Source organism: Candidatus Hinthialibacter antarcticus (genome assembly GCA_030765645.1).
Classification (GTDB): Bacteria; Hinthialibacterota; Hinthialibacteria; order Hinthialibacterales; family Hinthialibacteraceae; genus Hinthialibacter; species Hinthialibacter antarcticus.
The window spans coordinates 55,464-78,655 of record JAVCCE010000045.1 but is presented as its reverse complement, the minus strand read 5'-3'; the positions used below and the strand labels follow the sequence as shown (position 1 = coordinate 78,655).

At 51.4% G+C, this 23,192-nt stretch carries 24 protein-coding genes; 15 read left to right on the top strand and 9 right to left on the bottom strand.

Annotated features, from left to right (window positions below; translation table 11 throughout):
- Positions 1–261: 261 nt before the first annotated feature.
- The 9 genes from P9L94_11085 to P9L94_11045 all read left to right on the top strand — a co-directional run bounded on the left by P9L94_11085 (position 262) and on the right by P9L94_11045 (position 8,487).
- Positions 262–1,518: a uroporphyrinogen decarboxylase family protein gene (locus P9L94_11085; protein ID MDP8244616.1), complete on the top strand. Its 1,257-nt coding sequence runs from the start codon at positions 262–264 to the stop codon at positions 1,516–1,518.
- A gap of 90 nt (positions 1,519–1,608) precedes the next feature.
- Positions 1,609–2,244 (top strand): corrinoid protein, encoded by a 636-nt coding sequence (locus P9L94_11080; GenBank protein ID MDP8244615.1) that lies wholly within the window; start codon positions 1,609–1,611, stop codon positions 2,242–2,244.
- 18 nt (positions 2,245–2,262) lie between these two features.
- Positions 2,263–3,132 (top strand): homocysteine S-methyltransferase family protein, encoded by an 870-nt coding sequence (locus P9L94_11075; protein MDP8244614.1) that lies wholly within the window; start codon positions 2,263–2,265, stop codon positions 3,130–3,132.
- A complete protein-coding gene (locus P9L94_11070) occupies positions 3,129–3,869 on the top strand; it encodes a DUF1638 domain-containing protein (protein MDP8244613.1) in 741 nt (246 codons plus the stop codon). The genes P9L94_11075 and P9L94_11070 overlap by 4 nt, the downstream gene beginning before the upstream one ends.
- The gene (locus P9L94_11065; GenBank protein MDP8244612.1) at positions 3,866–4,879 is read left to right on the top strand and encodes a uroporphyrinogen decarboxylase family protein; all 1,014 of its coding nucleotides are present in this window, start codon (positions 3,866–3,868) and stop codon (positions 4,877–4,879) included. The genes P9L94_11070 and P9L94_11065 overlap by 4 nt, the downstream gene beginning before the upstream one ends.
- Entirely contained in the window at positions 4,879–6,399 is a 1,521-nt protein-coding gene (locus P9L94_11060) for an ASKHA domain-containing protein (protein MDP8244611.1), read from the top strand. Before P9L94_11065 ends, P9L94_11060 begins: the two co-directional genes overlap by 1 nt.
- Before the next feature lie 96 nt (positions 6,400–6,495).
- Positions 6,496–7,305, top strand: coding sequence for a hypothetical protein (locus tag P9L94_11055; GenBank protein MDP8244610.1), 810 nt, complete (start codon positions 6,496–6,498; stop codon positions 7,303–7,305).
- On the top strand, positions 7,292–7,951 hold the full coding sequence (locus tag P9L94_11050) for a prepilin-type N-terminal cleavage/methylation domain-containing protein (GenBank protein MDP8244609.1): 660 nt from the start codon (positions 7,292–7,294) through the stop codon (positions 7,949–7,951). Before P9L94_11055 ends, P9L94_11050 begins: the two co-directional genes overlap by 14 nt.
- A 14-nt stretch (positions 7,952–7,965) precedes the next feature.
- Positions 7,966–8,487 carry a formylmethanofuran dehydrogenase subunit E family protein gene (locus P9L94_11045; protein ID MDP8244608.1) on the top strand — a complete coding sequence of 174 codons (522 nt, stop codon included), beginning with the start codon at positions 7,966–7,968 and terminating at the stop codon, positions 8,485–8,487.
- A 117-nt stretch (positions 8,488–8,604) separates the two neighbouring features.
- Here P9L94_11045 and P9L94_11040 read toward each other — a convergent pair whose 3' ends face one another.
- From P9L94_11040 to P9L94_11015, 6 genes are all read right to left on the bottom strand, one after another.
- Positions 8,605–10,092: a hypothetical protein gene (locus tag P9L94_11040; GenBank protein MDP8244607.1), complete on the bottom strand. Its 1,488-nt coding sequence runs from the start codon at positions 10,090–10,092 to the stop codon at positions 8,605–8,607.
- Between the two features lie 214 nt (positions 10,093–10,306).
- A complete protein-coding gene (locus P9L94_11035) occupies positions 10,307–12,277 on the bottom strand; it encodes a sulfatase (protein MDP8244606.1) in 1,971 nt (656 codons plus the stop codon).
- A gap of 392 nt (positions 12,278–12,669) precedes the next feature.
- Entirely contained in the window at positions 12,670–13,233 is a 564-nt protein-coding gene (locus tag P9L94_11030; GenBank protein MDP8244605.1) for a hypothetical protein, read from the bottom strand.
- 197 nt (positions 13,234–13,430) lie between these two features.
- The gene (locus tag P9L94_11025; protein ID MDP8244604.1) at positions 13,431–14,009 is read right to left on the bottom strand and encodes a GNAT family protein; all 579 of its coding nucleotides are present in this window, start codon (positions 14,007–14,009) and stop codon (positions 13,431–13,433) included.
- A 3-nt stretch (positions 14,010–14,012) separates the two neighbouring features.
- Complete coding sequence (locus P9L94_11020) at positions 14,013–14,951, bottom strand: PfkB family carbohydrate kinase (GenBank protein MDP8244603.1); 939 nt, start codon at positions 14,949–14,951, stop codon at positions 14,013–14,015.
- Positions 14,948–15,808, bottom strand: coding sequence for an SDR family oxidoreductase (locus P9L94_11015; protein ID MDP8244602.1), 861 nt, complete (start codon positions 15,806–15,808; stop codon positions 14,948–14,950). The genes P9L94_11020 and P9L94_11015 overlap by 4 nt, the downstream gene beginning before the upstream one ends.
- Before the next feature lie 202 nt (positions 15,809–16,010).
- On the opposite strand from P9L94_11015, the gene eda reads away from it, so the two are divergent.
- The 3 genes from eda (at position 16,011) to P9L94_11000 (ending at position 18,552) form a co-directional block, all read left to right on the top strand.
- Positions 16,011–16,673 carry a bifunctional 4-hydroxy-2-oxoglutarate aldolase/2-dehydro-3-deoxy-phosphogluconate aldolase gene (gene eda / locus P9L94_11010; GenBank protein ID MDP8244601.1) on the top strand — a complete coding sequence of 221 codons (663 nt, stop codon included), beginning with the start codon at positions 16,011–16,013 and terminating at the stop codon, positions 16,671–16,673.
- A gap of 206 nt (positions 16,674–16,879) precedes the next feature.
- Positions 16,880–17,869, top strand: coding sequence for a sugar kinase (locus tag P9L94_11005; protein ID MDP8244600.1), 990 nt, complete (start codon positions 16,880–16,882; stop codon positions 17,867–17,869).
- On the top strand, positions 17,806–18,552 hold the full coding sequence (locus P9L94_11000) for a hypothetical protein (protein MDP8244599.1): 747 nt from the start codon (positions 17,806–17,808) through the stop codon (positions 18,550–18,552). Before P9L94_11005 ends, P9L94_11000 begins: the two co-directional genes overlap by 64 nt.
- Positions 18,553–18,660: 108 nt before the next feature.
- Here P9L94_11000 and P9L94_10995 read toward each other — a convergent pair whose 3' ends face one another.
- Positions 18,661–19,365 (bottom strand): SDR family NAD(P)-dependent oxidoreductase, encoded by a 705-nt coding sequence (locus P9L94_10995; GenBank protein ID MDP8244598.1) that lies wholly within the window; start codon positions 19,363–19,365, stop codon positions 18,661–18,663.
- Positions 19,366–19,477: 112 nt separating this feature from the next.
- On the opposite strand from P9L94_10995, the gene P9L94_10990 reads away from it, so the two are divergent.
- A complete protein-coding gene (locus tag P9L94_10990; GenBank protein ID MDP8244597.1) occupies positions 19,478–19,675 on the top strand; it encodes a hypothetical protein in 198 nt (65 codons plus the stop codon).
- A 55-nt stretch (positions 19,676–19,730) separates the two neighbouring features.
- Here P9L94_10990 and P9L94_10985 read toward each other — a convergent pair whose 3' ends face one another.
- Complete coding sequence (locus P9L94_10985; GenBank protein MDP8244596.1) at positions 19,731–20,174, bottom strand: hypothetical protein; 444 nt, start codon at positions 20,172–20,174, stop codon at positions 19,731–19,733.
- Between the two features lie 35 nt (positions 20,175–20,209).
- Positions 20,210–20,548, bottom strand: coding sequence for a hypothetical protein (locus tag P9L94_10980; protein MDP8244595.1), 339 nt, complete (start codon positions 20,546–20,548; stop codon positions 20,210–20,212).
- A gap of 373 nt (positions 20,549–20,921) precedes the next feature.
- Between P9L94_10980 and P9L94_10975 the strand changes: the two genes are divergently transcribed.
- Positions 20,922–21,671, top strand: a complete 750-nt coding sequence (locus P9L94_10975) for a SprT family zinc-dependent metalloprotease (protein MDP8244594.1) — start codon at positions 20,922–20,924, stop codon at positions 21,669–21,671.
- An 86-nt stretch (positions 21,672–21,757) separates the two neighbouring features.
- Complete coding sequence (locus P9L94_10970; protein ID MDP8244593.1) at positions 21,758–23,170, top strand: FAD-binding oxidoreductase; 1,413 nt, start codon at positions 21,758–21,760, stop codon at positions 23,168–23,170.
- Positions 23,171–23,192 lie beyond the last annotated feature (22 nt).

Genomic DNA, 23,192 nt, shown 5'->3' with positions numbered 1-23,192 from the left:
TCAATCAGTCATTAAGAATATTGTTGACAATCCTGATAGCGTTGAATAGGGATTCATCTCAATTTCGTATTAAAGTTTGATTCATTGCCCATTCATAAAAAAAAGGCGCCCTGCTGGTGAAAGCAAGGCGCCTTGAAAACTTTTATAGAGTTAGAGACTAAAATTCTATATAACAATGCTCTTTCTTTCTCTAATCTAGAAACAAGGATAAAAAGTTTGTTAATATGGAATCATCACATTTTTAAGAAAGATTCATACAATATGTCCACTAGCCGAGATGTTATTAACGCAGCCCTGAACCACCAGCAGCCGGAAAAACTCCCCATTGATTTCGGCGGGACAAACACCAGCGGCGTCCACGTCAGTTGCGTCGCGGCCTTGCGCGACTATTACGGACTCGAAAAACAGCCCGTGAAAGTCTACGAACCCAGCCAGATGCTGGGCTGGATCGACGAAGACCTAAAGCAGGCGATGGGCGTCGACGTCGAACAAATGCGCCCCGCCAAAACCGCATACGGCTTTGCCAACTGCGATTGGAAAGAATGGCGGATGCCGGACGGCCTCGTCGTGCTTGTCGCGGGACAATTCAACACCACCACCGATGACGATAACAATATATATATGTATCCACAGGGCGACCTTACCGCGCCGCCTTCCGCCAAGATGCCCAACGACGGATATTTCTTTGACGCAATTATCCGCCAGCAGCCGATTGACGATGACAATCTAAATCCCGAAGATAATTTAGAAGAATACCAGCCGATCACCGACGCAGCGCTGCAAGAACTCAAGCAGTCCGCGGCGGAAGCGCGAGCATCAGGCCGGGCGGTATGCGCCTCGCTTGGCGGCACGGCTCTTGGCGACATCGCCCATATCCCCGGGACCTCTCTCAAACATCCAAAGGGCATTCGAGATATTAGCGAGTGGTATATGTCAATCGCAACGCGGTCTGAGTACATCCACGCCATGTATGAAAAGCAATGTGAAATTGCACTTGGTAATCTGGAGAAAATTGCAAAAGCAACTGGCGGCGACATTGATGTCGTTTTTGTTTGTGGAACCGATTTTGGAACGCAAAGCGGGACGTTTTGTTCGAGAAAGACGTTTCAAACGCTCTGGGCGCCCTACTATAAAGAGATCAACAATTGGATCCATGAAAACACCCAATGGAAAACCTTCAAACATTCCTGCGGCGCCGTCGTCAAATTTCTAGATGATTTTATCGAATGCGGCTTCGACATTTATAATCCCGTCCAATGTTCCGCAGCGAATATGGACGCCAAAGAACTCAAACAACGCTTCGGCGACCGCATCGTCTTTTGGGGCGGCGGAGTCGATACTCAAAAAACGCTTCCCTTTGGTACGCCAGAAGAAGTACGCAAAGAAGTGCTGGAGCGCTGTGATATTTTTGCGCCGGGCGGCGGCTTTGTTTTCAACACCGTACATAATATTCAAGCGCGAACGCCAGTGGAAAATGTCGTCGCGATGCTGGATGCGCTTCGGGAATGGAACGGCTGATAGTAAAATTCATTCTGGACATTGTTATATAAATCGTATAGCGTATTACATCACATCACCTGATGGATCATCTTTGCGGGGAGAACAAATATGCCTGATCTAAGCGCCCTCCACACGGCAATCGTTGAAGGCGACGCCAAAGCCTCAAAGTCAATTACGGAACAAGCGTTATCCGATAATATGGATCCGCTCGAAATCGTCACGGGATATTTAGTGCCTGCGATGGATGAAGTCGGCAATTTGTTTGAAGAGGAAGAATATTTCATCCCCGAAATGTTGCTTTCCGCCCGCGCCATGAAAGAGGCGATGGAATTAATTCGTCCCCAATTGGCCGCGCAAGGCTCCGAACCAATTGGACGCGCCGCCATTGGCACCGTGAAAGGCGACCTGCACGACATCGGCAAAAACCTCGTTGCATCCATGCTCGAAGGCGGCGGATTTGAAGTGATCGACCTGGGCGTCGATGTGAAGCCCGAAGCATTTATCCAAGCCATCAACGAAAAAAATGCGGACCTGATCTGCCTGTCTACGCTTTTAACGACCACTATGCCTTCCATCAAAAATACGTTGGAAGCGTTGCGCGAAGCCGGCGTCCGCGACAAGGTCAAAGTCATGATCGGCGGTGCGCCTATCACACAAGACTATGCAAATGAAGTCGGCGCTGACGGCTATGGTGACACAGCGCGATCAGCCGTTATTCGCGCCCGTGAATTGGTTGCAAAATAATTTCTCTGGGGAAAATAAATGAATGAACTTTTCGCTCAGCTTCTCGCCAAGGGTCCAGTCGTAACTGATGGAGCCTGGGGGACGCAAATGCAAGCGCGCGGCCTGAACATTGGCGAAGCGCCCGACCTCTGGAACCTGTCGCACCCCGATAAAGTTGAAGAAGTCGCCCGCGCCTACGTTGAAGCGGGAAGCAATATCATCCTGACCAATACCTTTGGCGCCAGCCGGGTGCGTCTGAGCGATCATGAACTTGCTGACAAAGCAATCGACATTAATCGCGAAGGCGCCGCCATATCAAAACGCGCCGCGCAAGACAAAGCCAAAGTGTTCGCTTCCATTGGCCCGTCCGGTAAATTATTGATGATGGGACAAACCAGCGAAGAAGAATTACTCGCCTCCTTTGAAGAACAAGCCAATGCGCTAGCCGCGGGCGGAGCCGACGCCATTGTCATTGAAACCATGTCCGACCCCAACGAAGCCCGCATCGCAGTCGCTGCCGCCAAACAAACAGGCTTGCCCGTGGTCGCCTGTATGGTGTTTGATACAGGCAAAAACAAAGACCGCACTATGATGGGAACCACGCCGGAAGAAGCAGCGGAACTGATGTGCAAGTCGGGCGCTGACGCCATCGGCTCTAACTGCGGGCAAGGCATCGAAGGCTTTATTGATATTTGCCGCCGCATGAAATCAGCCTGCGACAAACCCATCTGGATCAAAGCCAACGCTGGCCTACCCAAACTGGTCAACGGTGAAGCCGTCTATACCACAACGCCGCAAGAATTCGCCCAGCGCATTGGCGCCTTGGTTGAAGTCGGCGCATCGTTTATCGGCGGTTGCTGCGGAACCACGCCGGAATTTATTCGCGCCGTTTGCGATACGTTGGAATGAAGATCAAACTGATTGCCTGCGAAATTTTTTTCCGCGAGGTTTGCGCTGTCGCGTCGCGGTCAATCAATCAAATCGACGTAGAGTTTTTGCCCAAGCGCTTACACGACATCGGCGCCGAGGGCATGAGCAGCAATCTGCAACAGGCAATAGACCGGGTTGACGAAAACCTCTATGACGCCATTGCGCTCGCTTACGGCCTCTGCAACAACGGCATCGTTGGCCTGCAAGCAAACACGCTTTCTATTACCGTTCCCCGCGCCCATGACTGCATCACCATGTTTCTCGGTAACAAAGAACGCTACCAGCAATATTTTGAAAATAACCCGGGAACCTATTTCAAAACATCTGGATGGATTGAACGCGGCGAGAGCGAAGGGCAATGGAGCCAACTCTCACTGCAAGGCATGGGCGCCTCTTATGAAGAACTGGTCGAAAAATACGGTGAAGACAATGCGCGCTATCTCAAAGATACCATCGGCGATTTGACGCCTCATTATGCGAAATGCGCGTTTATTGAAATGGGCGTTGAACCAGACGACCGTTTTCAAAAACAAGCCCAGCAGGATGCGAAAGAAAAAGACTGGCAATTTGAAACGCTCCAAGGCGACCTGTCACTATTGCAACGACTGGTTGATGGACAATGGAACGAAAACGAATTCCTCATCACCCCGCCTGGAAAGCGCATCGCTCCTTGTTACAATGAATCTATTATCCAACTGGAGGAGCCGCAACCATGAACGGACGTGAACGCGTACTGGCAATGATCGCAGGTAAAAAGACCGACCAATTGCCGCTGATGCCAATCACCATGATGTTCGCCGTAGACCAGATCAACAAAACCTATGCTGAATACGCCAGCGATCACCGCGTCCTGGTTGAAGCCCAAATCGCGACAGCGGAGCGTTTTGAGTTTGATTACGTCTCCGTCATCTCCGACCCCGCGCGCGAAGCCGCCGACCTCGGCGCCGACGTGGAATATTTCGACGACCAGCCGCCTGCGCTCAATGAACAACGCGCCTTACTTCAAGAAAAACCCCGTCTCAATGACTTGGATTTTCCTGACCCACATGCGGAAGGGCGCATGAACGACCGCGTAAAAGCAGTGGAATTATTTAAACAACGCGTCGGCGGCGAACTGCTCATTGAAGGCTGGGTCGAAGGCCCTTGCGCCCAAGCGTCTGACCTGCGTGGCATCAATGCGCTGATGATGGATTTTTATGACGACCCGGAATTCGTCAATGCGCTGTTTGATTTTGTTATTGAAATGGAACTCATTTTCGCCGTCGCCCAAATCGAAGCCGGGGCCGACATCATCGGCGTCGGCGACGCGGCGGCCTCGCTCGTCGGGCCGAAGCTCTACAAACAATTCGTACTGCCCGCGCAAAAGCGCATGATCGACGGACTGCATTCGCTCGGCGCCAAAGTACGCCTGCACATCTGCGGCAAGACCCGCAAACTCTACGAAGGCATGGGTTCGCTGGAATGCGAAATCGTCGATTTGGATTCGATGAACCCGATGGACGAAGCCCGCAGCGTAATGGGAAAGAAACAAGTGTTGTTGGGGAACATTTCTCCCGTTGATATTTTAAAAAATGGAACGCCGGAAATCGTGACCAGCGCCATTGCCGAATGTCACAAGCAATGCGCGCCGCGTTACATCGTCGGCGCAGGCTGCGAGGTCCCGCGTGGGACGCCGATAGAAAACGTCGAAGCGCTTACACAATACGCGCAATCTCACAAGCCCTGATGCACGCCGATTCAACAGTTCAAATTACGCTCCAACCGCAAGGCCGCGTATTGAGCGTCCCTTACGGTGCGCCATTACAGCAAGCGCTGTTCTCATCCGGCGTCGAGTTTCCCTGCGGCGGAAAAGGCTTATGCCGGGGCTGCCGCATTCGCACCCTAAGCGGAAATCTAGATATCACGCCGATACAAACCGAACGCCCCAGCAATGAGGAACTCGCCCAGGGATGGCGCCTCGCCTGTCAATGCCGCGCTGAAACCGATCTCGTGATTGAAGTCGCCCAATGGGACATGGCTGTCCTTAGCGACGATCAACCATTCACATTCACGCCGCGCCCGGGGTACGGCGTCGCGGTTGACCTGGGCACAACCACCATCGCCGCGCAGCTGATCGACCTTCGCCAAGGCTGCGTCGTTAGCGTTTACTCATGCCTGAACCCCCAAGCGGAATTCGGCGGCGACCTCATCAGCCGAATTCAATACGTCCTGCAAGACAGCGGCGCGCAAACACTGACCACCCGCATTCGCGATTGCATACAGGCAGCCGCACAAACGCTCCTGCAGGATGCGAACGTCCCGCCGAAGGAACTACAGCAAGTCATCCTGTCCGGCAACACCGTTATGCACCATATCTTTTGTGGATTTGATGTTACGTCGCTTTCGCAAGCCCCGTTTCAATCGCCGCACAATAGCGCGGTTCAATTTACACCCGATGATCTTCAATGGAATGAGATGCCAAATGCAACGGTTACGTTTTTGCCTGCATTGGGTAGTTTCGTCGGCAGCGATCTTTTGGCGGGAATCCTGGCAACGGGACTTCATCAAAGCGAGCGCCCTTGCGCATTGATCGACCTTGGCACCAACGGTGAAATTATCGTTGGCAACCGGGAAAAAATCGTCTGCACCTCGACCGCCGTCGGCCCTGCGTTTGAAGGCGGACGCATTCATTTTGGCATGAGAGCAACAACGGGCGCGATTAGCCAAGTAACGGCCGAAGACGGGCAGTTGCGATGCAGCGTCATCGGCAGCGTCAAAGCAAAAGGCATCTGCGGCAGCGGCCTGGTTGAAGCAGCGGCGGCGGCGCTTGATCTCAATTGGATCAACCCCAGCGGACGAATTACGCTTGCGGACAAAAAGATACCACTCACGAATTTGGTTCATCTCACCCAACAAGACATTCGCCAACTCCAACTCGCCAAAGCCGCCATCACGGCGGGATTCGAAATCTTGATAGAAGAATGGGGCGCTACCGTTGATGATTTAGAGCATGTCTACCTGGCAGGCGCCTTCGGTAATTATGTGAATCTACACGCGGCGGAAAAAATCGGGTTGCTTCCCCTGCCCGCCCATTGCCTGACGCCGGTCGGCAACTCTTCATTACGCGGAACCAAGTGCGCTTTGTGCCAGCCTCAAGAAAATTCCCGTTGGTATGAACCCATTCTCCAAATCACGAAACACTTAACATTGTCTGAACATCCAAAGTTTCAAGATTTATATATCACTGCAATGACATTCCCCCAGTAATACGAAATGCCAATTAGTAACACGCACCCATTGACGCGCCCCTGCCTCTCAAGTAATACTATTTATGATATCGTAACACCAACCAGGAGAGACAACATGAATAGCATACGGCTTATCCTACCCTGCTTACTGCTTGTATTTGGCCTAACGACCCAAGCCCAGAACCTCACCCCCATTGCAGAGATCAACACATGCGACGAAATGGGGATGCCCACCTTCGCGGGAATCTCAACGCAAGACCGCTACGCCATCGAAGGCGTCGCGTTGAATGACGCGGATATCTTCAATGGGTTTGATGAAGCCTCCGGCGTGTTGGATTCTTCATTGATTCTCTTCGTTCAAGACGGTACCGGCGGTATTCAAATCTATTCGGGCGCTTGGTACAACGGCGGCCTGGCGATCTACCCCGTCATTCAACAAGGCGAACGAGTGCGCGTAACCGGGCTGACCGGGTTCTTCGGCGGTAAAACGAATATAAACGACCGCCATAACAAAGACCAAACCTTTGCCATTGAGCGCTTGGGCGAGACGGCCTTGCCCGCCCCGATCGAGATTGATGACCTCGAAGCTGCACAGCAGTTTGACCCCAGCCGCGCCAGCGGCGGCGAGTTTTACCAAGGGCGTTTGGTCAAACTGATGAACGTCCACATCACTGAAGGCGAATGGAGCAACGGCGGTTTCATCACCGTCGCCAACGAAGCGGGCCAAACCTTCCCGGTTGAACTTTGTTATGGAACCCAAATCGCCGACCACCCTCAGCCCGAAGGCTCTTTCAACTTGATCGGCGTGTTCAATCAAGAAGATACCACTGACCCTCCAACGGGAGATTACCTCTTGTGGCCGCGCAGTATTGATGATTTTCAATCGCCGCAAAGCGCAATGGATGACTGGCATGTCTACCGCTAAGCGCGCTTTTACCTTGATTGAATTATTAGCGGTAGTCGCCATCATCGGCCTACTCGCCGCCATTGCGCTGCCCAACTGGACGAATGCGCTGGTGCGAAGCAAAATCGCCGCCGCCAAAGCGAATATCCACACCTGCGCCAACGCGCTGGAAACGTACCATATCGACCGCGACGCCTACCCACCGTCGCGCTACTACTGTCTGGCTTCGGGTGAAAATAAAATGCGCCGTTATTATGAATTGCCGATTGAACTAACAACCCCAATCGCGTATCTCAGCCAGCGTCCGCTAGACCCTTTTTACACATTCAACGGCGCATCGGATGAAGCGGCGGGACAAACGATTAAATACCGCTCGCCCGGCTTCGGCTTCTTCAATGGAATGCCGACCGAAGAGGGCGTCTGGGCGCCGCGCTCGTTTCCAACCGACGACGGCGATTACATCTTTTACAACAATGCCAGCGATGAAACCCCCGCTTCGGCGTCGCCCGTCCAATACGGCCTTTGGAGCGTCGGCCCCATCATTCGCGAAGAAATCGACATGCACATGTTGGAACCAGTGCCATCACACACGTGGTACTCGCCCAGCAACGGGACCATCAGCGCCGGAATTATCGTCCGGCTCAATACGGGCCATTGCGCCCCTTAATAAAGGACACAAAAATGAAACGAACCGTCATTCTCGCGACTCTCGCTGCGGCGCTCGCCGCCTTCGTCTATTCACCAAGTTCGCACATGCAATCAACCGTATCGTTCAAACCAGTCACATTAATACAACTCGAACGCTTTCATGGACACGTCGGCCCCTTTGTCGCGATGGGCGCCATCATGGGCGAATACGCCGTCACGCAATACCACATCCCGCGCTATTTTGGATTGACCGTATATGTCGAGTGCCCGGCAAAGCCGCCGCATTCCTGCTTAATCGACGGACTGATGGTCGGTACCGGCGCCACCATGGGCAAACGCAATATCATATTGACTGATGCGAACGCCGTCCGCGTGAGAATCGAAAATGATGACACCGGCGAACAAGCGGTATTCACCATCAAGCCGAAAATTCTTAAACAACTCAAACAGTGGGAAATCAGCGCGGTCCCCGTCGATAAGCGCGGCAGAGATACGTTTAAGAAAACCGCCGAAGAACTCTTTACTATCGAATACAAAGAGCAGGCCCATAACTGATTCGGGCAGAATCAAACATTCACTGCGCTGCTTACGCAAAGAACTTGAACCAAGAGCGTTAAAAAAAACGGGAGGCCCTTTCGAGTCTCCCGTTCCGTATTCACGAATGAATGAGGCTTAGTACAGCATGAAGCCTTCAACCGCTGTGCCGCCTTGCACCGCGCCGATGTCAGTCCCATCGGTCGCCGCGCCGGACGCCGGGCTGCCGTCGCTGAGTTTGAATGTCGCATCAGCGAACATCGGGTCGCCAGAAACCGTACCCGAATCAGTTCCAACGTCAAAATTAACGCCATTGCTAAAGAACAGGCTGTTGGTGATGGTGATGTCCAGGAACTCGACCGAGTCAGGAACATAACTCAAGTTGGTCCCATCGTTACCATCGCCAGTGATGCCTGCCGTGATGTTGTTTGAAAAGATCGTGTTTGTGATGGTTGCTTTGCGGTCGCGAAGATTCGGGTCAAAGAAACGAACCGCAGCGCCGTTGCCGTCAAAGGTGCAATGATCAATGGTAATGTCGCCGCTCACATCGTTCCCATTCTGTACCAGAATCACCGCATAGCGTCCATCAACAGTATTGTTGGTCGCATTGTTCGAAGCATTGTTGGCAAAAACGGTATTTTTCACAATCAGCGAGGGGGAGTGACCATCGCGCTCATGCACAAAAATGGTTGAGGCGTCGCTGGTTTGGTTCACATCTGCGCCGTTGGTGTTATTTTCAAACCAGCAGCCGTCAATGGTATTCACGCCGTTTCCTTGTAAGTAAAGCGCCTTGGCGTCATTGTCAACAAAACGGCAATTGGTCATGTTGATATCAATGCTGCCTTGGCTCGCGGGTCTTGCGCGCAAACGGGTCAACTCATCGTTTGTGTTTTTAAACTCACATCCATCAAAGTTAAACACGCTGGTCATCGGGGTAGCAAGATCACTAATGCCGTGGAAGTAGATTTTTGCGTTGGCTTTGACGCCATCTTCGTTTTCACCGTCAAAGACGCAATCTTCAAAACTATAAGTTCCGCCATTACCAAAGAGTGTCACAACGCCGTCACTGTTATTAACGTTGAAGAAATCTTCTGCTTGGTCACTGGTAGTCGGCTTGAACAAAACTTCCTTAAAGGTGATCTTGTTCGCCTGACCATTCAAACCATAAGAGCTATTGCCATCCGGTTGACGAATTTCAACATTTTCTAATGTGATATCATCGCCAAAGAAAGCAATGCCTGCAGTAAAGTTGTCACCGGCGTCGTTTTCAAATACGCCATAAGCCGCGAGGTTCCCGGAATCCGGCCAAATAACCGGCTTGGCGCCAATGCCGCGAACGATGAGCGGATCGCGGTTTTCATTGACGAGATCGGTGATAAATGAACCAATCGCCGCTTGGTCAATCGGAGGCAGACCGCCAAGAACAATCTGTTCGGTGTAGGTCGCGCCGTCTTGAACTTCGATAATATCGGGCTGACCATTGGTGGGATTAATCGAGTTAATCGCCGCCTGGATGTTAGTGAAGTCGGCGCCGCCGGATGAATTGACGGTCACGGTTTGGGCTTGCACTGTCAGGCCAGTCGCCAACGCCAGCGCAATCGGACATAAAATGCGACTCAGTTTCATTTGTAAATCTCCTTCTTTTTAATATGGTTGCTTAGAAAATAAATCAAATAAGGGAACTACTATATCAAATTAAATTGATAAATGCAATCAAATTTTTGTTTAAATTCAATAAAAGCCACCCAACCAGTCTAATATAAATATAGCAAATACAAAGTATTAGAACCTAATTACATGAAAATATTTAGTTTATGTTAACCGTCAACAATAGATATTGCTACAAATACCCCAGACTACGTAATCGCTCGCTCTGAGTAGGATCAATCAAGGTGGGAAAGGGGATTTCTCCGGGGGGCGAATTGAGCCAACGCTCAACATCCTTGGACAGTTCAAGCGCTTGAAGCGAAATAGGATCAACGGGTTCTTTCTTCAAAACATCAGTTGATTCAACAGGATACAAAATATTTTCAAATTCATAAAATTCTGATCCAGCCCAGATATTTTTGTTCTCTGAATATTTGGCTGAAACCCGCAAACCCCGGCTGCCGCCCATTCCCTTCCCGGCTTCGATGCGGCTAGCGGCTTGGTGGTCGGCGCCGGTTCCCGCATCTTGATAGACTTGAGCGCCTGAAGTTTCAAAGGAATCAATTTTGCGGTTTTGCGCTCCCACCAATTCAATATCGTCTACATAGACGTCGAGTTGTGTACGCAAGGGCGTGCCCGCCATATCAACGGCGATGCTTTCCAGAATGATCGCGTCCGTCGGCCAGCCCTGCGCCTCTGCATACGAAACGGCGCGTTCATACAAATCAGGCGACGCCACTGGCAACCACCCGTGCGCAGCTTTCAATTCATCCGGCAACGGATATTGGTTATGAATGGTCTCTAACCCAAAGCGGCTGGTTCTCACCAAAATCGTTGGCTGGTCAGCGTGCATGTTGGGGTTCTGCAAGGATTGCTGCGTGTGGAAGCGCAAATGCGCGACTAGATTTACGCTGGAGTCGCCGCGCAACCAAGCGCGTAGATAACACGGTTTTTCAATGCGCGCCCCCACAAAACGCCCCACGAGCACGGGTTCACGAAGGCTCCAGCGTCGATCAATGAGTTTATGACGCAGCGTTTCAGCAGCGAACATTTTATCCGCATCGCTGCGGTATTCGTTTTCCGTCTCCATCAGCGCCGTACGCGCCTCTGGAGATTTTGCGATGAAATGGGCCGCCAGGTCTTTTCCTTCAACCTCAAAATAATCGCTGAAGCCACACGCCGCCGCCACAGTCGGCATTACGTCGATCCCCTGCACCAAGGCCTCCACCTGCTCTCCCGCATGGCGCCCGCCCGGCCAGCGTACAATCATTGGAATCTGCATACAGGACGAATATAAATCAGCGCCGTGAAAATAGCGCCCCTCTTCTCCCAGGTTCTCGCCATGATCGGCCAGCGCAACCACCAGGCTTTGATCTTCGTCTGTTTGTTCATCGAACGCATTCAGTAAGCGCCCAATCTGGTCGTCCATATATTCGACTTCGCCCAAATAGAGTGAACGCAAGCGTTGTCGATCGAGATCGCTCAGCGCTTCTTTGCTGGCGACAAAGCGCGACACCTGGTCAGCGCTGCCGTCGATGCGCCCCTCATAACCTTCGGGGCCATAGTGGTCATACTGCGGCTGAGGGTGGTAGGGAGAATGGGCGTCGTAATAATGCACCCAGAGAAAAAACGGGCCGTCACCCTGCCGTTCTTTCAACCAGGCAATGGCCCGGTCCGTGGTTTGGTCTCCCGCGCGGTCTGCTTCGGTCAGGGTTGAGTCGCTGAGATCGTCATAAACGTCGAAGCCCTGGTTCAGTCCGTAGTTTTTATTGAGTACCGCCGCGCTTAAAAACGCAGCCGTTGAAAACCCGTTTAGCTTCAGCACTTCCGCCAGAGTGACCGCTTGTTCTGGAACCTGGTCTTTCGCAAAACGGACGCCGGATGTTCGCGGCAGGTTGCCCGTCATGATTGAGGTGTGCGATGTCAGGGTTGCGGGGATATTGCAATTGGCGCGAAGAAATAGCGTCCCTTGCGCAGCCAACCCATCGAGGTTGTCGGTTTGAGCAGCCATCGGCGGTAATTGATAACAACTAAGCGCATCCGCCCGCACCGTATCGAGAGTAATTAACAGCACGCTTTGCGCGTGTTCATTTTTTTGTTGAGGCGCACAACTATTGAAAGCAAGAGCAGCGAGTATGGCTACGAAAATTCTAACGCGATCCATTAAAAGCACCCTGAGAGAAGTGTGTATTGACTTCATTTCGTCCATGCGAAAATCACTTGATTGGGTTTTGATAGTATGTTCGTTTCCAGCAGAAATCACAATGCAGAATCCCCTTTCTCTCAAAAAGACATATAAACTAAGTTAGGTTTAACTAGAAGACGAACACAGAGACATCACGCGAACGAAAAATGAAAAAACGATTGCTTATCAAAGAGAATTCATGTTATACTCAATATAACACAATCACACATAAGAATAATAATTTAAGATAGTTCATTAAAATGAATAAACAGAATTAGTCCAAGTTAGTCCACAAAGAGAAATCAGGATAATAGAAACGGGCGGCTTCAATTGAAGCCGCCCGTAAGGTGTAGCGAAATTAAACTCGATTGTTATTCTTGTACGGCTGCGACCTGTGCCGCTTCGCCCGCATCGGCTGTTTGAACCGCTGCTTTACCGCTCATGGGGCAAGACGCGCAATCTGCTTTCGCAGTCGGGCAGTCATCGCAATTTGCTGCAACTTGCTTGGCTTCCGCGCAACCCGCCATCGGGCAATCGCCTTCTGATGCGGCAACCGCAAATTCAGCGGCGGAGCCTTCAACATAAGCGGCTGTCTGAACAGCGGCGCTTGATGAGCAGGTTCCAAGTTTCTCAGAAGCGGTTTGGACTGATGTGCTTGCTGAGCAGGTAGCAGGAGCATCGGAAACCAACGCAGCGGTCTGAACTGCACCCTTGGAGGGGCAGCAACCGTCCGCAGCGGCGGTCATCGCAGCCGTCTTTTCAGCGGAACAACCACTCGCGACTTGAGAAGCAGCCGTTGAGGCTGAACAACTGGCTTCCGAACCAAAGATGGCTTGGCTGACGCGGGCAGGTGAGTCATATCCGCTGCTAAGGGCAAAAACAGTCACAGCTCCGATAAACAAAATAGGCAGGGCAAACAAGATTTTCTTCTTCATATTCAATTCTCCTATAATTAGATAAAAATGATAATTCAATACTGATTTTATGAACTTAGTATACATAAAAAAAAGTAGAATGCCAAGAATAATTGGCTGTTTTTGTAGACAAACAGTTGATAGGCAGGAATACGTTTTCAGAATTAAAATCATGACCATCCATCAATGTAAGAACACACTTACTGGATGAACCATTATTACGCTTTGGGGATCACATCCAGTTGAGGATCGTGGTTCTCGAGCCACTCATCGGCAAGCAACGCATAGAAAATATGGTCTTCATAATGATCGTAGAGCCATTCGGCCTGTTTCAAGCGGCCTTCAATGATGAAACCGAGCCGCTCCGGGATTCCCCGGCTGCGTAGATTATTCGGCGCGCAACGAATTTCCAGGCGGTTCAGTTTGAGCTCCATGAAGGCAAATTCTACCAGAAATTGACACGAGCGGGTCACCAGCCCCTTCCCCTCATGCCCTTTACCGATCCAGTAGCCGATCTCAGCGGTTTTGTTGGGCCAGTCGATCCGGTCCATTCCGACCACGCCAGCCAGTTCACTCTCCACCCAGATGCCGCAGTGCATGGCTTTGTTGCTGGCAAAATGTTCTTCGAGACTTTTAAGAAAATTCTGGCAATCTTCAAGCGTTTTTTGACGGTCCACCCAGGGCAGCCACACACGCAGATGCTCGCGGTTGGCTTCGACCAAGTCGAACAGCGCCCCGTCGTGTTCGCTATTCATCACCTTGAGTTCGATTCCGTCTCCGAGAGAAAACAAGTGCATGGGCTAAACCGGTATCCGTTGGCTGCGTCCGCCGCAAGCGGGGCAAGAATCATTGGCTTGTTGAACGCGTCGTGATTGATATAAGCGTCCGCGTGCGCCGATGTACTTACCATTTTCGGCGGCTTCGGCTTGAGCCTGAGCCAATATCGTTTCTATTTGCGCGAGTTTGCTTTCAAAATTTTCGGCGCCGTCCCGGGCGATCTGATGAATGACGCTCGCGCTGACCCAGTCGCCGGAACCCGCAGCGTCAACAAATCGGGTATTCTCTAACGGGGCAACATGCCGCCATTCCCCATTGAAACAGCGATAACGCAAACCGTCTTTGCCCTGCGTCTCAATTTCCAGCGGGACATACGGCGTCCGGTCTTGCGCAGGCAGCATTCCGCAGCGGTCGCGGGCGTATTTATAAACATGAGCATAAGAAACGAGTTCTAGGCACTCCGCCTCGCTATTCATGCGGTTGAGTTCAACATAAACCAAAGCGCCGCGTTGTTTACTCGCTTTCGCCAATGCAATAGACCCGGGGCCGTCGCGTTCAATCACAGCGGTTTGAATGGAACCCGGCAAGTGTTCGATTGCCTTCTCCATCGTTGCCCCGTCTAAGGCTTTTACTTCGGGTGATGGCGCCCCGCATTGCAGGCATTTACGTTGAAACTGATGACCAGCATCATTGAACGTCTCCGAATACATCGGCGTATTGGTTTCTGCATCCAACACAATGCTGGATGCATCAATTTGAAATGAATCCAAATCAGACAACAGATACTGCGCCGCCTGGTCGTCGCCGATGCGTCCGATCAGTTTCGCGTCCCAGCCCAACTCACTCAGAATGCAAGCAACATTCAGCGAACTGCCGCCTGCATACAGCGATGGGATAGCGTCTCCCGGCGGGTACACGATGTCCAAACAAAACAATCCCGTTCCAACAATCAGCGGCTTCATGCGTCCAGCCCGATGTTTTTTGCGAGAACCCAATCCTGAAAACGGGTGGGAAACAATTTAAGTAGTAACCGCATCCGCGCGTCTTGCCCCACAACGTAGCGGTCGCGCGGCGGCTCGTCTTCGAGCGCTTTTCGCACCGCCTGCACCACTAGATCGACAGGCGCGGCCCGTTTCGCTGCATTGTTGAGAACCTGATTAAACTGTGTAAGCGCCTTGCCGTAGAGTTGCATCGCGGGCGAGGCGGAATCGGTTTCCATCTGTTGGGTCTGCTCAGTGGCTTTGCCCCAAATGGGCGTCTCAATCGCGCCCGGTTCGATTAAGACGGTCTGAATTCCCCATTGCCGCAGTTCTAACCGCAAAGAATCAGACAGCGCCTCCATCGCGTATTTCGATGAACAATACGGAGCAGTAAACGGCATCGAACTGCGCCCCGCAATCGAACTGACATTCACAATGCGGCCTTTGGTTTTTCGCAACATCGGCAGGCAGCATTGCGTAAGTTCGATCGCGCCGAAAAAATTGATTTCAAACTGTTGACGCCACTGATCGCGAGTAACGAACTCCACCGGGCCGCCAACCGCAACGCCTGCGTTATTAATGAGCGCGTCCAAGCCATATTCGCTAATGATTTCATTTACCGATCCGACGGTTTCAGCAATGCTGTCCGAATTAGCAACGTCCAACCGGACAGGCGTCAGGTGTTCGCTGGCTTCATTTTTTAACGACTCGGCGTCGGCGTCTTTACGATACCCTGCGAAAACGCGCCAGCCTTTTTTATCCAGATAGAGCGCGACAGCGCGGCCAATCCCAGTCGAGGCGCCGCTAATCAAAACGCTTTTCGGCGGTTGAATTTTCATATTTGCATTCTCCAATGAAAATGATGTTGAAATAGTAGCATGATCCGCCCCCGCCGTTAGCAGACGTATAACATTTGGAGCGTTTATTCACAACCACGCGCCAAACCAGCCTGAACGCCACCATAAAACCTTGACTTGTCGGGTCGATTCTATGAGCATTGGTGTTTGATAACGATTCGTAATTCCAACAAGGAAAACTCCAATGATTACTTGTAAAAAACGTGAAGCCAACCTGAAACTCATTCTCGATAGCGGCATCGTCGCCGTCATCCGCGCCGACGACAGCAGCCAGTTGCTGCGCGCCTGTGAAGCGCTCAGCCAGGGCGGCGTCAAAGCCATGGAAGTCACCATGACCACGCCCAACGCGCTCGACGTGATTCACGAAGTCGCTGAGAAAATGAAAGACGAAGTGCTGATCGGCGTCGGCACTGTGCTCGATCCTGAAACCGCCCGCGCCGCCATCCTCGCGGGGGCGGAATTTGTCGTCTCGCCGACGCTCAATCTCGATACCGTCAAAATGGCGAAGCGCTATACCGCGCTGATGTTCCCCGGCGCGTATACCCCGACTGAGATTCTCACCGCTTGGGAAGCGGGCGCCGATGTGGTGAAGGTGTTCCCCGCAACCTCGCTCGGACCAAAATATTTCAAAGACGTGCTGGGGCCGCTGCCGCAAGTGCGCCTGACGCCGACTGGCGGCGTCGATATCAATACCGTCAGCGATTTCATCAAAGCGGGCGCGGCCTGCGTGGCGGCGGGCGGAAACCTGTGCGGCAAACCTGTATTGGCTTCGCAAAATTGGAGCGCCATCACCGAGACCGCCAAGCAGTTTATAGACAAGATTCAAGAAGCGCGAAATTCAAAATAAGCGACTTCTCAGCGTGCTCGAAGCCTGCCCGCCTTAATAAGGGCGGGTGGCGCTGCAAGCGCCGGGGGGATCACAGATGCATTTTTGGTTTCAGCGAATGACAGTGCGCTCGAAACCTGCTGAAGGCAGAGGCTCAGTGCTTAACCAGAAAACGAATCATTAATAAAACTATTTTTAAAAATAACGATAAATAAGGGGAAACCAACATGGCAGATATCGTCACCTTTGGAGAAGTTATGGTGCGGCTTGCGCCGCCTGATTACCTGCGTCTCGAGCAAACTCACGCATTCAATGTCTGCTGCGGCGGCGGTGAATATAACGTCGCAGTGGCGGCGGCGCGCATGGAACTCGATAGTTGCTTTGTCACTCGCCTACCGAAGAACCCGTTGGGCCGCATGGCTGCCAACAAAGCCCGCGAACACGGCGTCGACGTCTCAAAAATCGTTTGGAGCAACGACGACCGCATGGGTCTCTACTTCGCCGAATTCGGCGCCAAGCCGCGCGCCAGCAGCGTGGTCTATGACCGCAAAGACTCCGCCGTCGCCAACATCGAACCGGGCATGGTCGATTGGGACGCCGCTTTCAAAGGCGCCAAGTTTTTCCACGTCAGCGGGATCACGCCCGCGCTCTCGCAAAGCGCCGCCGACACCACCAAAGAGTCGATGCAGAAAGCCAAAGAGCACGGCGTCAAAGTCAGCGTCGATCTCAACTACCGCGCCAAATTGTGGACGCAAGACGAAGCCAACAAGTGCATGACCGACCTCATGCAATACACCGATATCCTCATCACCACCGAGGAAGACTGCAACCGCGTGTTTGGCATCAAGGGCGAAAATTACGAAGAAGTCGCCAAGCAACTGGCTGACCAATTTGGCTTTGAAGTGGTCGCGATCACGCTGCGCGAAAACGTCTCGGTCTGGCGCAACAACTGGACGGCGATTGTGTTGCACGGCGGCAAGATTTATGACGCGCCGACGTATGATGTCGAGATCGTTGACCGCGTCGGCGGAGGCGATTCATTCTCGGCGGGCTTTTTGACAGGATACCTTAATAAGAGCGATCCCGATTACGCCTGCAAGTTGGGCGTGGCCTTCTCGGCGTTAAAGCATTCCGTCCCCGGCGACCTCAATTGGTGCACCAAAGACGAGGCCGAAAAACTCATGGCCGGCGGCGGCAACCTGAGGATCGTACGGTAAGCGTTGGATTAAAGAATGGTAGGGTGGGCTCAAATTGTGCAAACAATTTAGCCCACCGTTTTAAATCTATGAGTGAACCAGAATACCCACCAAACATAGAAGACAACCAACCCCAACAAGCCCTTCCGCCCAAAACGCCGGCGTTGTTGCAGATAATTGTATGTTTTGCGTGTGTCGGTTATGTCTATTCTTTCTTTATGTTTATCTTCTATTATTTTTCAAAAGAAATTGATTTTATACATATTGTCTTTTTTCAACATCACCACTTACAAAGCCGAAACTCACTTTTACCAATATTGTTTTTAATGCCTTTAGGGTTTGTATGGATTTATGGAACCTTGAAGCGATTACAAATTGGCTGGCTTACATTAATATTCATTGATCTGAGTCAGGTCATTTCAAATCTGGTGGGTATCTTTCAAGTGTTTCTATGGTCGGTCATCACGCCAGAGATTGGGTATGAATATACAGACGCAGGACGCGATTTGAGGTTTTTCATACTTCGCCTAGTTCTTCCTATCTTGTTTTTAATTTATTACAACTCGAATGGCGTCATTCATTATTTCAACATTGACCATTCTAAAATTTATAAGCGCATGTTTCAGATTTTCTTGCTATCCGCCTTCTTGCATATTCTTGTCCTTTTGACATCTCCCACAGTCACACGATTACCGTTTGAGTAGACCTATATGGAGGGCGAGGCTCCCGCCGAGCCGCAAAAATGAGATTAATTGTCAATACTTTCTGGCTCACCAGGAGGTTCGCCCTCCCCTTTAAAACAAAAATAAACTTCACCCTGGGTTTGTCCCATAAATATCCATGTCGCGGATCATGGTGCGGCCCGGCAGGCAGGCGAGATGCACGATGGTGTCGGCGATGTCAGCGGCGTGAAGATGCAGCCCCGGGCCGGATTCGGTGCCGGGCGTTTCGCTGACGTCAACGCTGCTGGGGTTCATCACCATCACGCGGATATTGCTCTTACGCACCTCATACATCAGCGCCTGAGAGAACCCCTGCAAGCCAAACTTACTGGCGGCGTAAGCCGCAGCGCCAGGGTCGCCCTTTTTACCGCTCATCGATGAAATCATCACGATGTCAGCGCGATCTTTTTCAAGCATCGACGGCAGAAACGCCTTGGTCGTCAAAAACACGCCCGTCAGGTTGGTTTCGATAATCTCGTTCCAGTTTTCGAGTGTGGTGTTGAGCGTCTTCAACAGTCGAAACAGCCCGGCGTTATTAACCAACAAGTCGGGGGCGCCCACGGATTCAATGACGGCTTTCGCCATTTTTTCGATTGCAAATGGGTTGCGTTGGTCGCAAACAAAATAGCGGCAGCGCTCGCCGATTTTCTCAGAGGCGTCAACCAATGTTTGTTCGCTGCGCCCTGTTATCGCCACCTGGGCGCCCGCCTCATGCAGCGCGCGCGCAATGTGAAAGCCGATGCCCCGGCTGGCGCCTGTAACGACGCAGGTTTTATTCGTCATATCATGTTTCATCGTTGTTTTCCTAAGGAATTAAAATTTTCTATAATGAATGCTAGTGCGAATATTGATTTAAGAGTAGATTATCTGTGTATTGTTCGATGCTTATTCTGGAGGAGATATTTCAATGAAAAGTTTACCCCATCTGTTAATCTGGCTGTCAATTCTATCCATCATTATCGGAATCGTGTTTAAAGTCGCTCAAATTGACCTGGGCGGAACATTCGGCATGTACCCGGTGCGCCCGCTCAGTTTCGTGAATTTCGCCGAAGTGATCTTATTGTTGTCAATTGCGCTTTTGTTGAAAAATCGAAGCGACGTGTAAGCAACATAAATGGATGAAATATTCGCCCCGTTGTGATGCGTTCCAGCGGGGCTTTTTATTTGTTTGCCCGTTCTTGAATAAGAGGCCACAGCAGGTCGTCTTCATAACGATGGGCGCTGTCCGTTTTTGGGCAAGGATTAAAGCGGTTGCGTAAATCAGTGAGATCGTCAGGAGAGACGCCGCGTGAAACCGCTTCATCCAACGCCATCAACAAATCGATCCACGCGCCTCGATGAAACGAAGTCACTTCCAATTCATTTTCAATGGGAGCGCTACGTAACAAAATTTCGCGCTCTTTTGACCCATGAATCGCCCGGCGAAATATAACCAACGCGCCTTCTTCAGAACATTCGATGCGCAGGTCGCCATAAACGTATTCATCTTGATCGCTTAATTCGAGAATGCGGTTGGCGGCGTCAACAAGAATGGAGAGACGTTCCCCATCGACATACACGCCAATGGTTTCTAACTGGTTGCGGTCATCTTGGTTGATATCCATCCCACTCTCCACGTAGAGGACAATACATGCAGCGGTTAACTTTTATCTTCGTGGTCTTCAGGCACAGCGATGATTTCCTGGACGCCAACGAAAACGTTGAGAGAATTTACCACGTCTTTGAGCGCATCTTCAGGATCAACGCCAAGGATCATGCGGTTTTTCGCGTTGGAGACATCCGCCAAAAGCGCTTCCGCCCAATTTTTATAGCGGACAAACGTCGCGCAAAATTGGTCGCGGGAGTTTCCACGAATCCCTTTCCACAGTTCGAGCTGATCAATTGAGGCTTTCTCAAGCCGTTTGACCTGCTCAGGCCGTGGGTCTAATGCCATGACTCGTTCTATTTGTTCGGCGTATTCATCTCGAATGGGCATCATCTTCCTCCATCAGGAGAGAGGTTAGATTCTAATATTTCCATCAGTAATAAAAACAATCACAATATTTCATATTAGACACTACTTTCAATGTCATTGAAAGTGAATACCAATGATAGCGTATTTTTTTACGGCATAAACATTTCAACAACATTTTTACAGAACACAATGCCACATTGGATTACATGAGATACGTTTTTTTTCGGCTTACTTCTTCTGGATTCTACCGATGAAATGATCTAGCTTACAGTCTCCAAGAGAGAGAGTAAAATTGGTTCTCTGACTGACATTCACCAAAACGGAACCAGTAGCATTCTAGATCAACAAATGGGCGACGATGTTATCGTGTTTATGCGGGTTCAATATATTGGATAAGATGATTCCACACGCGCCGCGACAACGCATGAGCGAATGGATGGACCATGTTGCTGTCCGGGTCCATCCGCGCGCCAAGCGTATTTCCATCAAAATGACGTTGCGCGGAAAGATCACGGTGGTGTCTCCACGCAGGCTGCGCCCGGCAACGCTGCAAGCCATTCTGGACGAAAACCGGGAGTGGGTCGAGAGGACGCGCGAGCGTATTCTATTAGAACTAACAAACAACGATGACGGAACATACGGTCAGCCGCCGCGTACGATTTCTCTCCGCGCCGTCCGCGAAGAATGGCGCTTGCGCTATCGCCCTCCCAATAATGGAACAACTGACGTGCGCGTTATCTATCCCGGCTGCTTGGCGGTGATCGCCAACAAACATGACGTCAGCAGTTTTGAACCCGCCCTGCGCCAGTGGCTGCGCAGTAAGGCGCAGCGCCGTTTGGTCCCCTGGCTAGAGCGCATTGCGGAAGAATTCGACCTGCCCTTTAATCGCGTTTCGATCCGCAATCAGCGTTCGCGTTGGGGCAGTTGTTCACGCGGCAAGTCAATTAGTTTGAATCTCAAGTTGTTGTTTTTTCCGCCGCCGTTGGTTCGGTATATTATGATTCACGAACTTTGCCATACCGTCCACATGAACCACTCCAACCGTTTTTGGAACAAGGTCGCCCAATGCGATCCTCTCTACCGCAAACACGAACGCGAGTTACGCACAGCATGGCGATATGTGCCCTTTTGGTGCGACCCGGAATAGGCTTGACTTTCACGTTGTAATAAAACCGTCAACAACAGCGCAGCCTTGCCGCTATAATAAAAGATATAACGCTAAGGAGACATGGTTTGTCCCTCGAAACGCCCACTCTTTCATACAACCCGATCAGCAACGACATCATGCGCGCGTTGCAGGCAATCTTTGGGCCGGAACGCGCCTCAAATCAACCCGAAGATTTACTCACTTATTCGTTCGACGCCACCCGGCAAGAGTTCCCGCCGCAAGCAGTCGTCTGGGCTGAGAGTGAAGACGAAATCTGCGCATTGATGCGCCTCGCCAACGAACACCACTTTCCGGTGTATCCGCGCGGGGGCGGCACGGGATTCACAGGCGGCGCTCTGCCCGTCCACGGAGGGGTTGTCCTTTCGCTCGAACACATGGACGCCATCGTAGAATTGGATGAAGCCAATCGTTTTGTCACCGTACAATCCGGCATGGCGCTTGGCGAATTGAAAACCCAGTTGCTGGCAAAGGGACTGTTCTACCCGCCTGACCCGTCCAGCGCAAAAACCGCGACCGTAGGCGGTTCGTTGGCGGAATGCGCCGGAGGACTGAATTGCGTCAAATACGGCGTCACGAAGGAGTGGGTGCAATCCGTGCGCGCGGTGCTGCCCAACGGCGAAGCGGTGCAAGTTGGAACCAAGGCGCGTAAGAACGTGGTCGGGTATAATCTCCTGCCGCTATTGATTGGCAGCGAAGGCACCCTTGCCGTCATCACGGAAGCAACCTTACGACTGGTTCCCTACCCGCCGCACCGGCAAGCCTTCGTGGCATTATTTGATTCCGTCGCGGCGGCGATTGATTCCGTCCAACGTATTTTGATGAGCGGCGTCACGCCGTCAGCGTTAGAATTTATTGACCGGCGTTGTCTCGAAGCCGCCAACCAATATCTAAAAGACAAACGAATGCCAGTGGCGGATGCGTTGTTGCTGGTTGAATGCGACGGCTTTGATCCTCAACGCATACAAGACGAACAAAACACCTTGATTCAAGTGAGCAAAGACTGCGGCGCGCAAGAAATTCACCCCGCGCAATCCGAAGAAGAACGCATGGCGCTGTGGTCGATTCGCAAAAACCTCAGCCCGGCGATGCACGCCATCGCGCCCTTCAAAACCAACGAAGACATCTGCGTCCCCATTTCTGAAATCCAAGGCATTTTACAAGACGCTTATGAAATCGGTGATCGCTATAAAATTGCGACGCTCTGTTTTGGCCATGCGGGCGACGGCAACCTGCACGTCAATTTTATGACGCACAACGAACACGACCCCAACATCGAAGCCGCCGTCGCCGAATTATTCAAAGCAACCATAAAACGCCAGGGGTCTATTTCCGGCGAGCACGGCATCGGCGTCACCAAGGCGCCTTACCTCGAGATGGAAGTTGGAACCACCGTCAAAAACATGTTGATTGAACTGAAAAAGATGTTTGATCCAAATAATATATTGAATCCCGATAAAATTGTGGTAAAAACCGATTAGAATATAAAGACGTAATTGAATA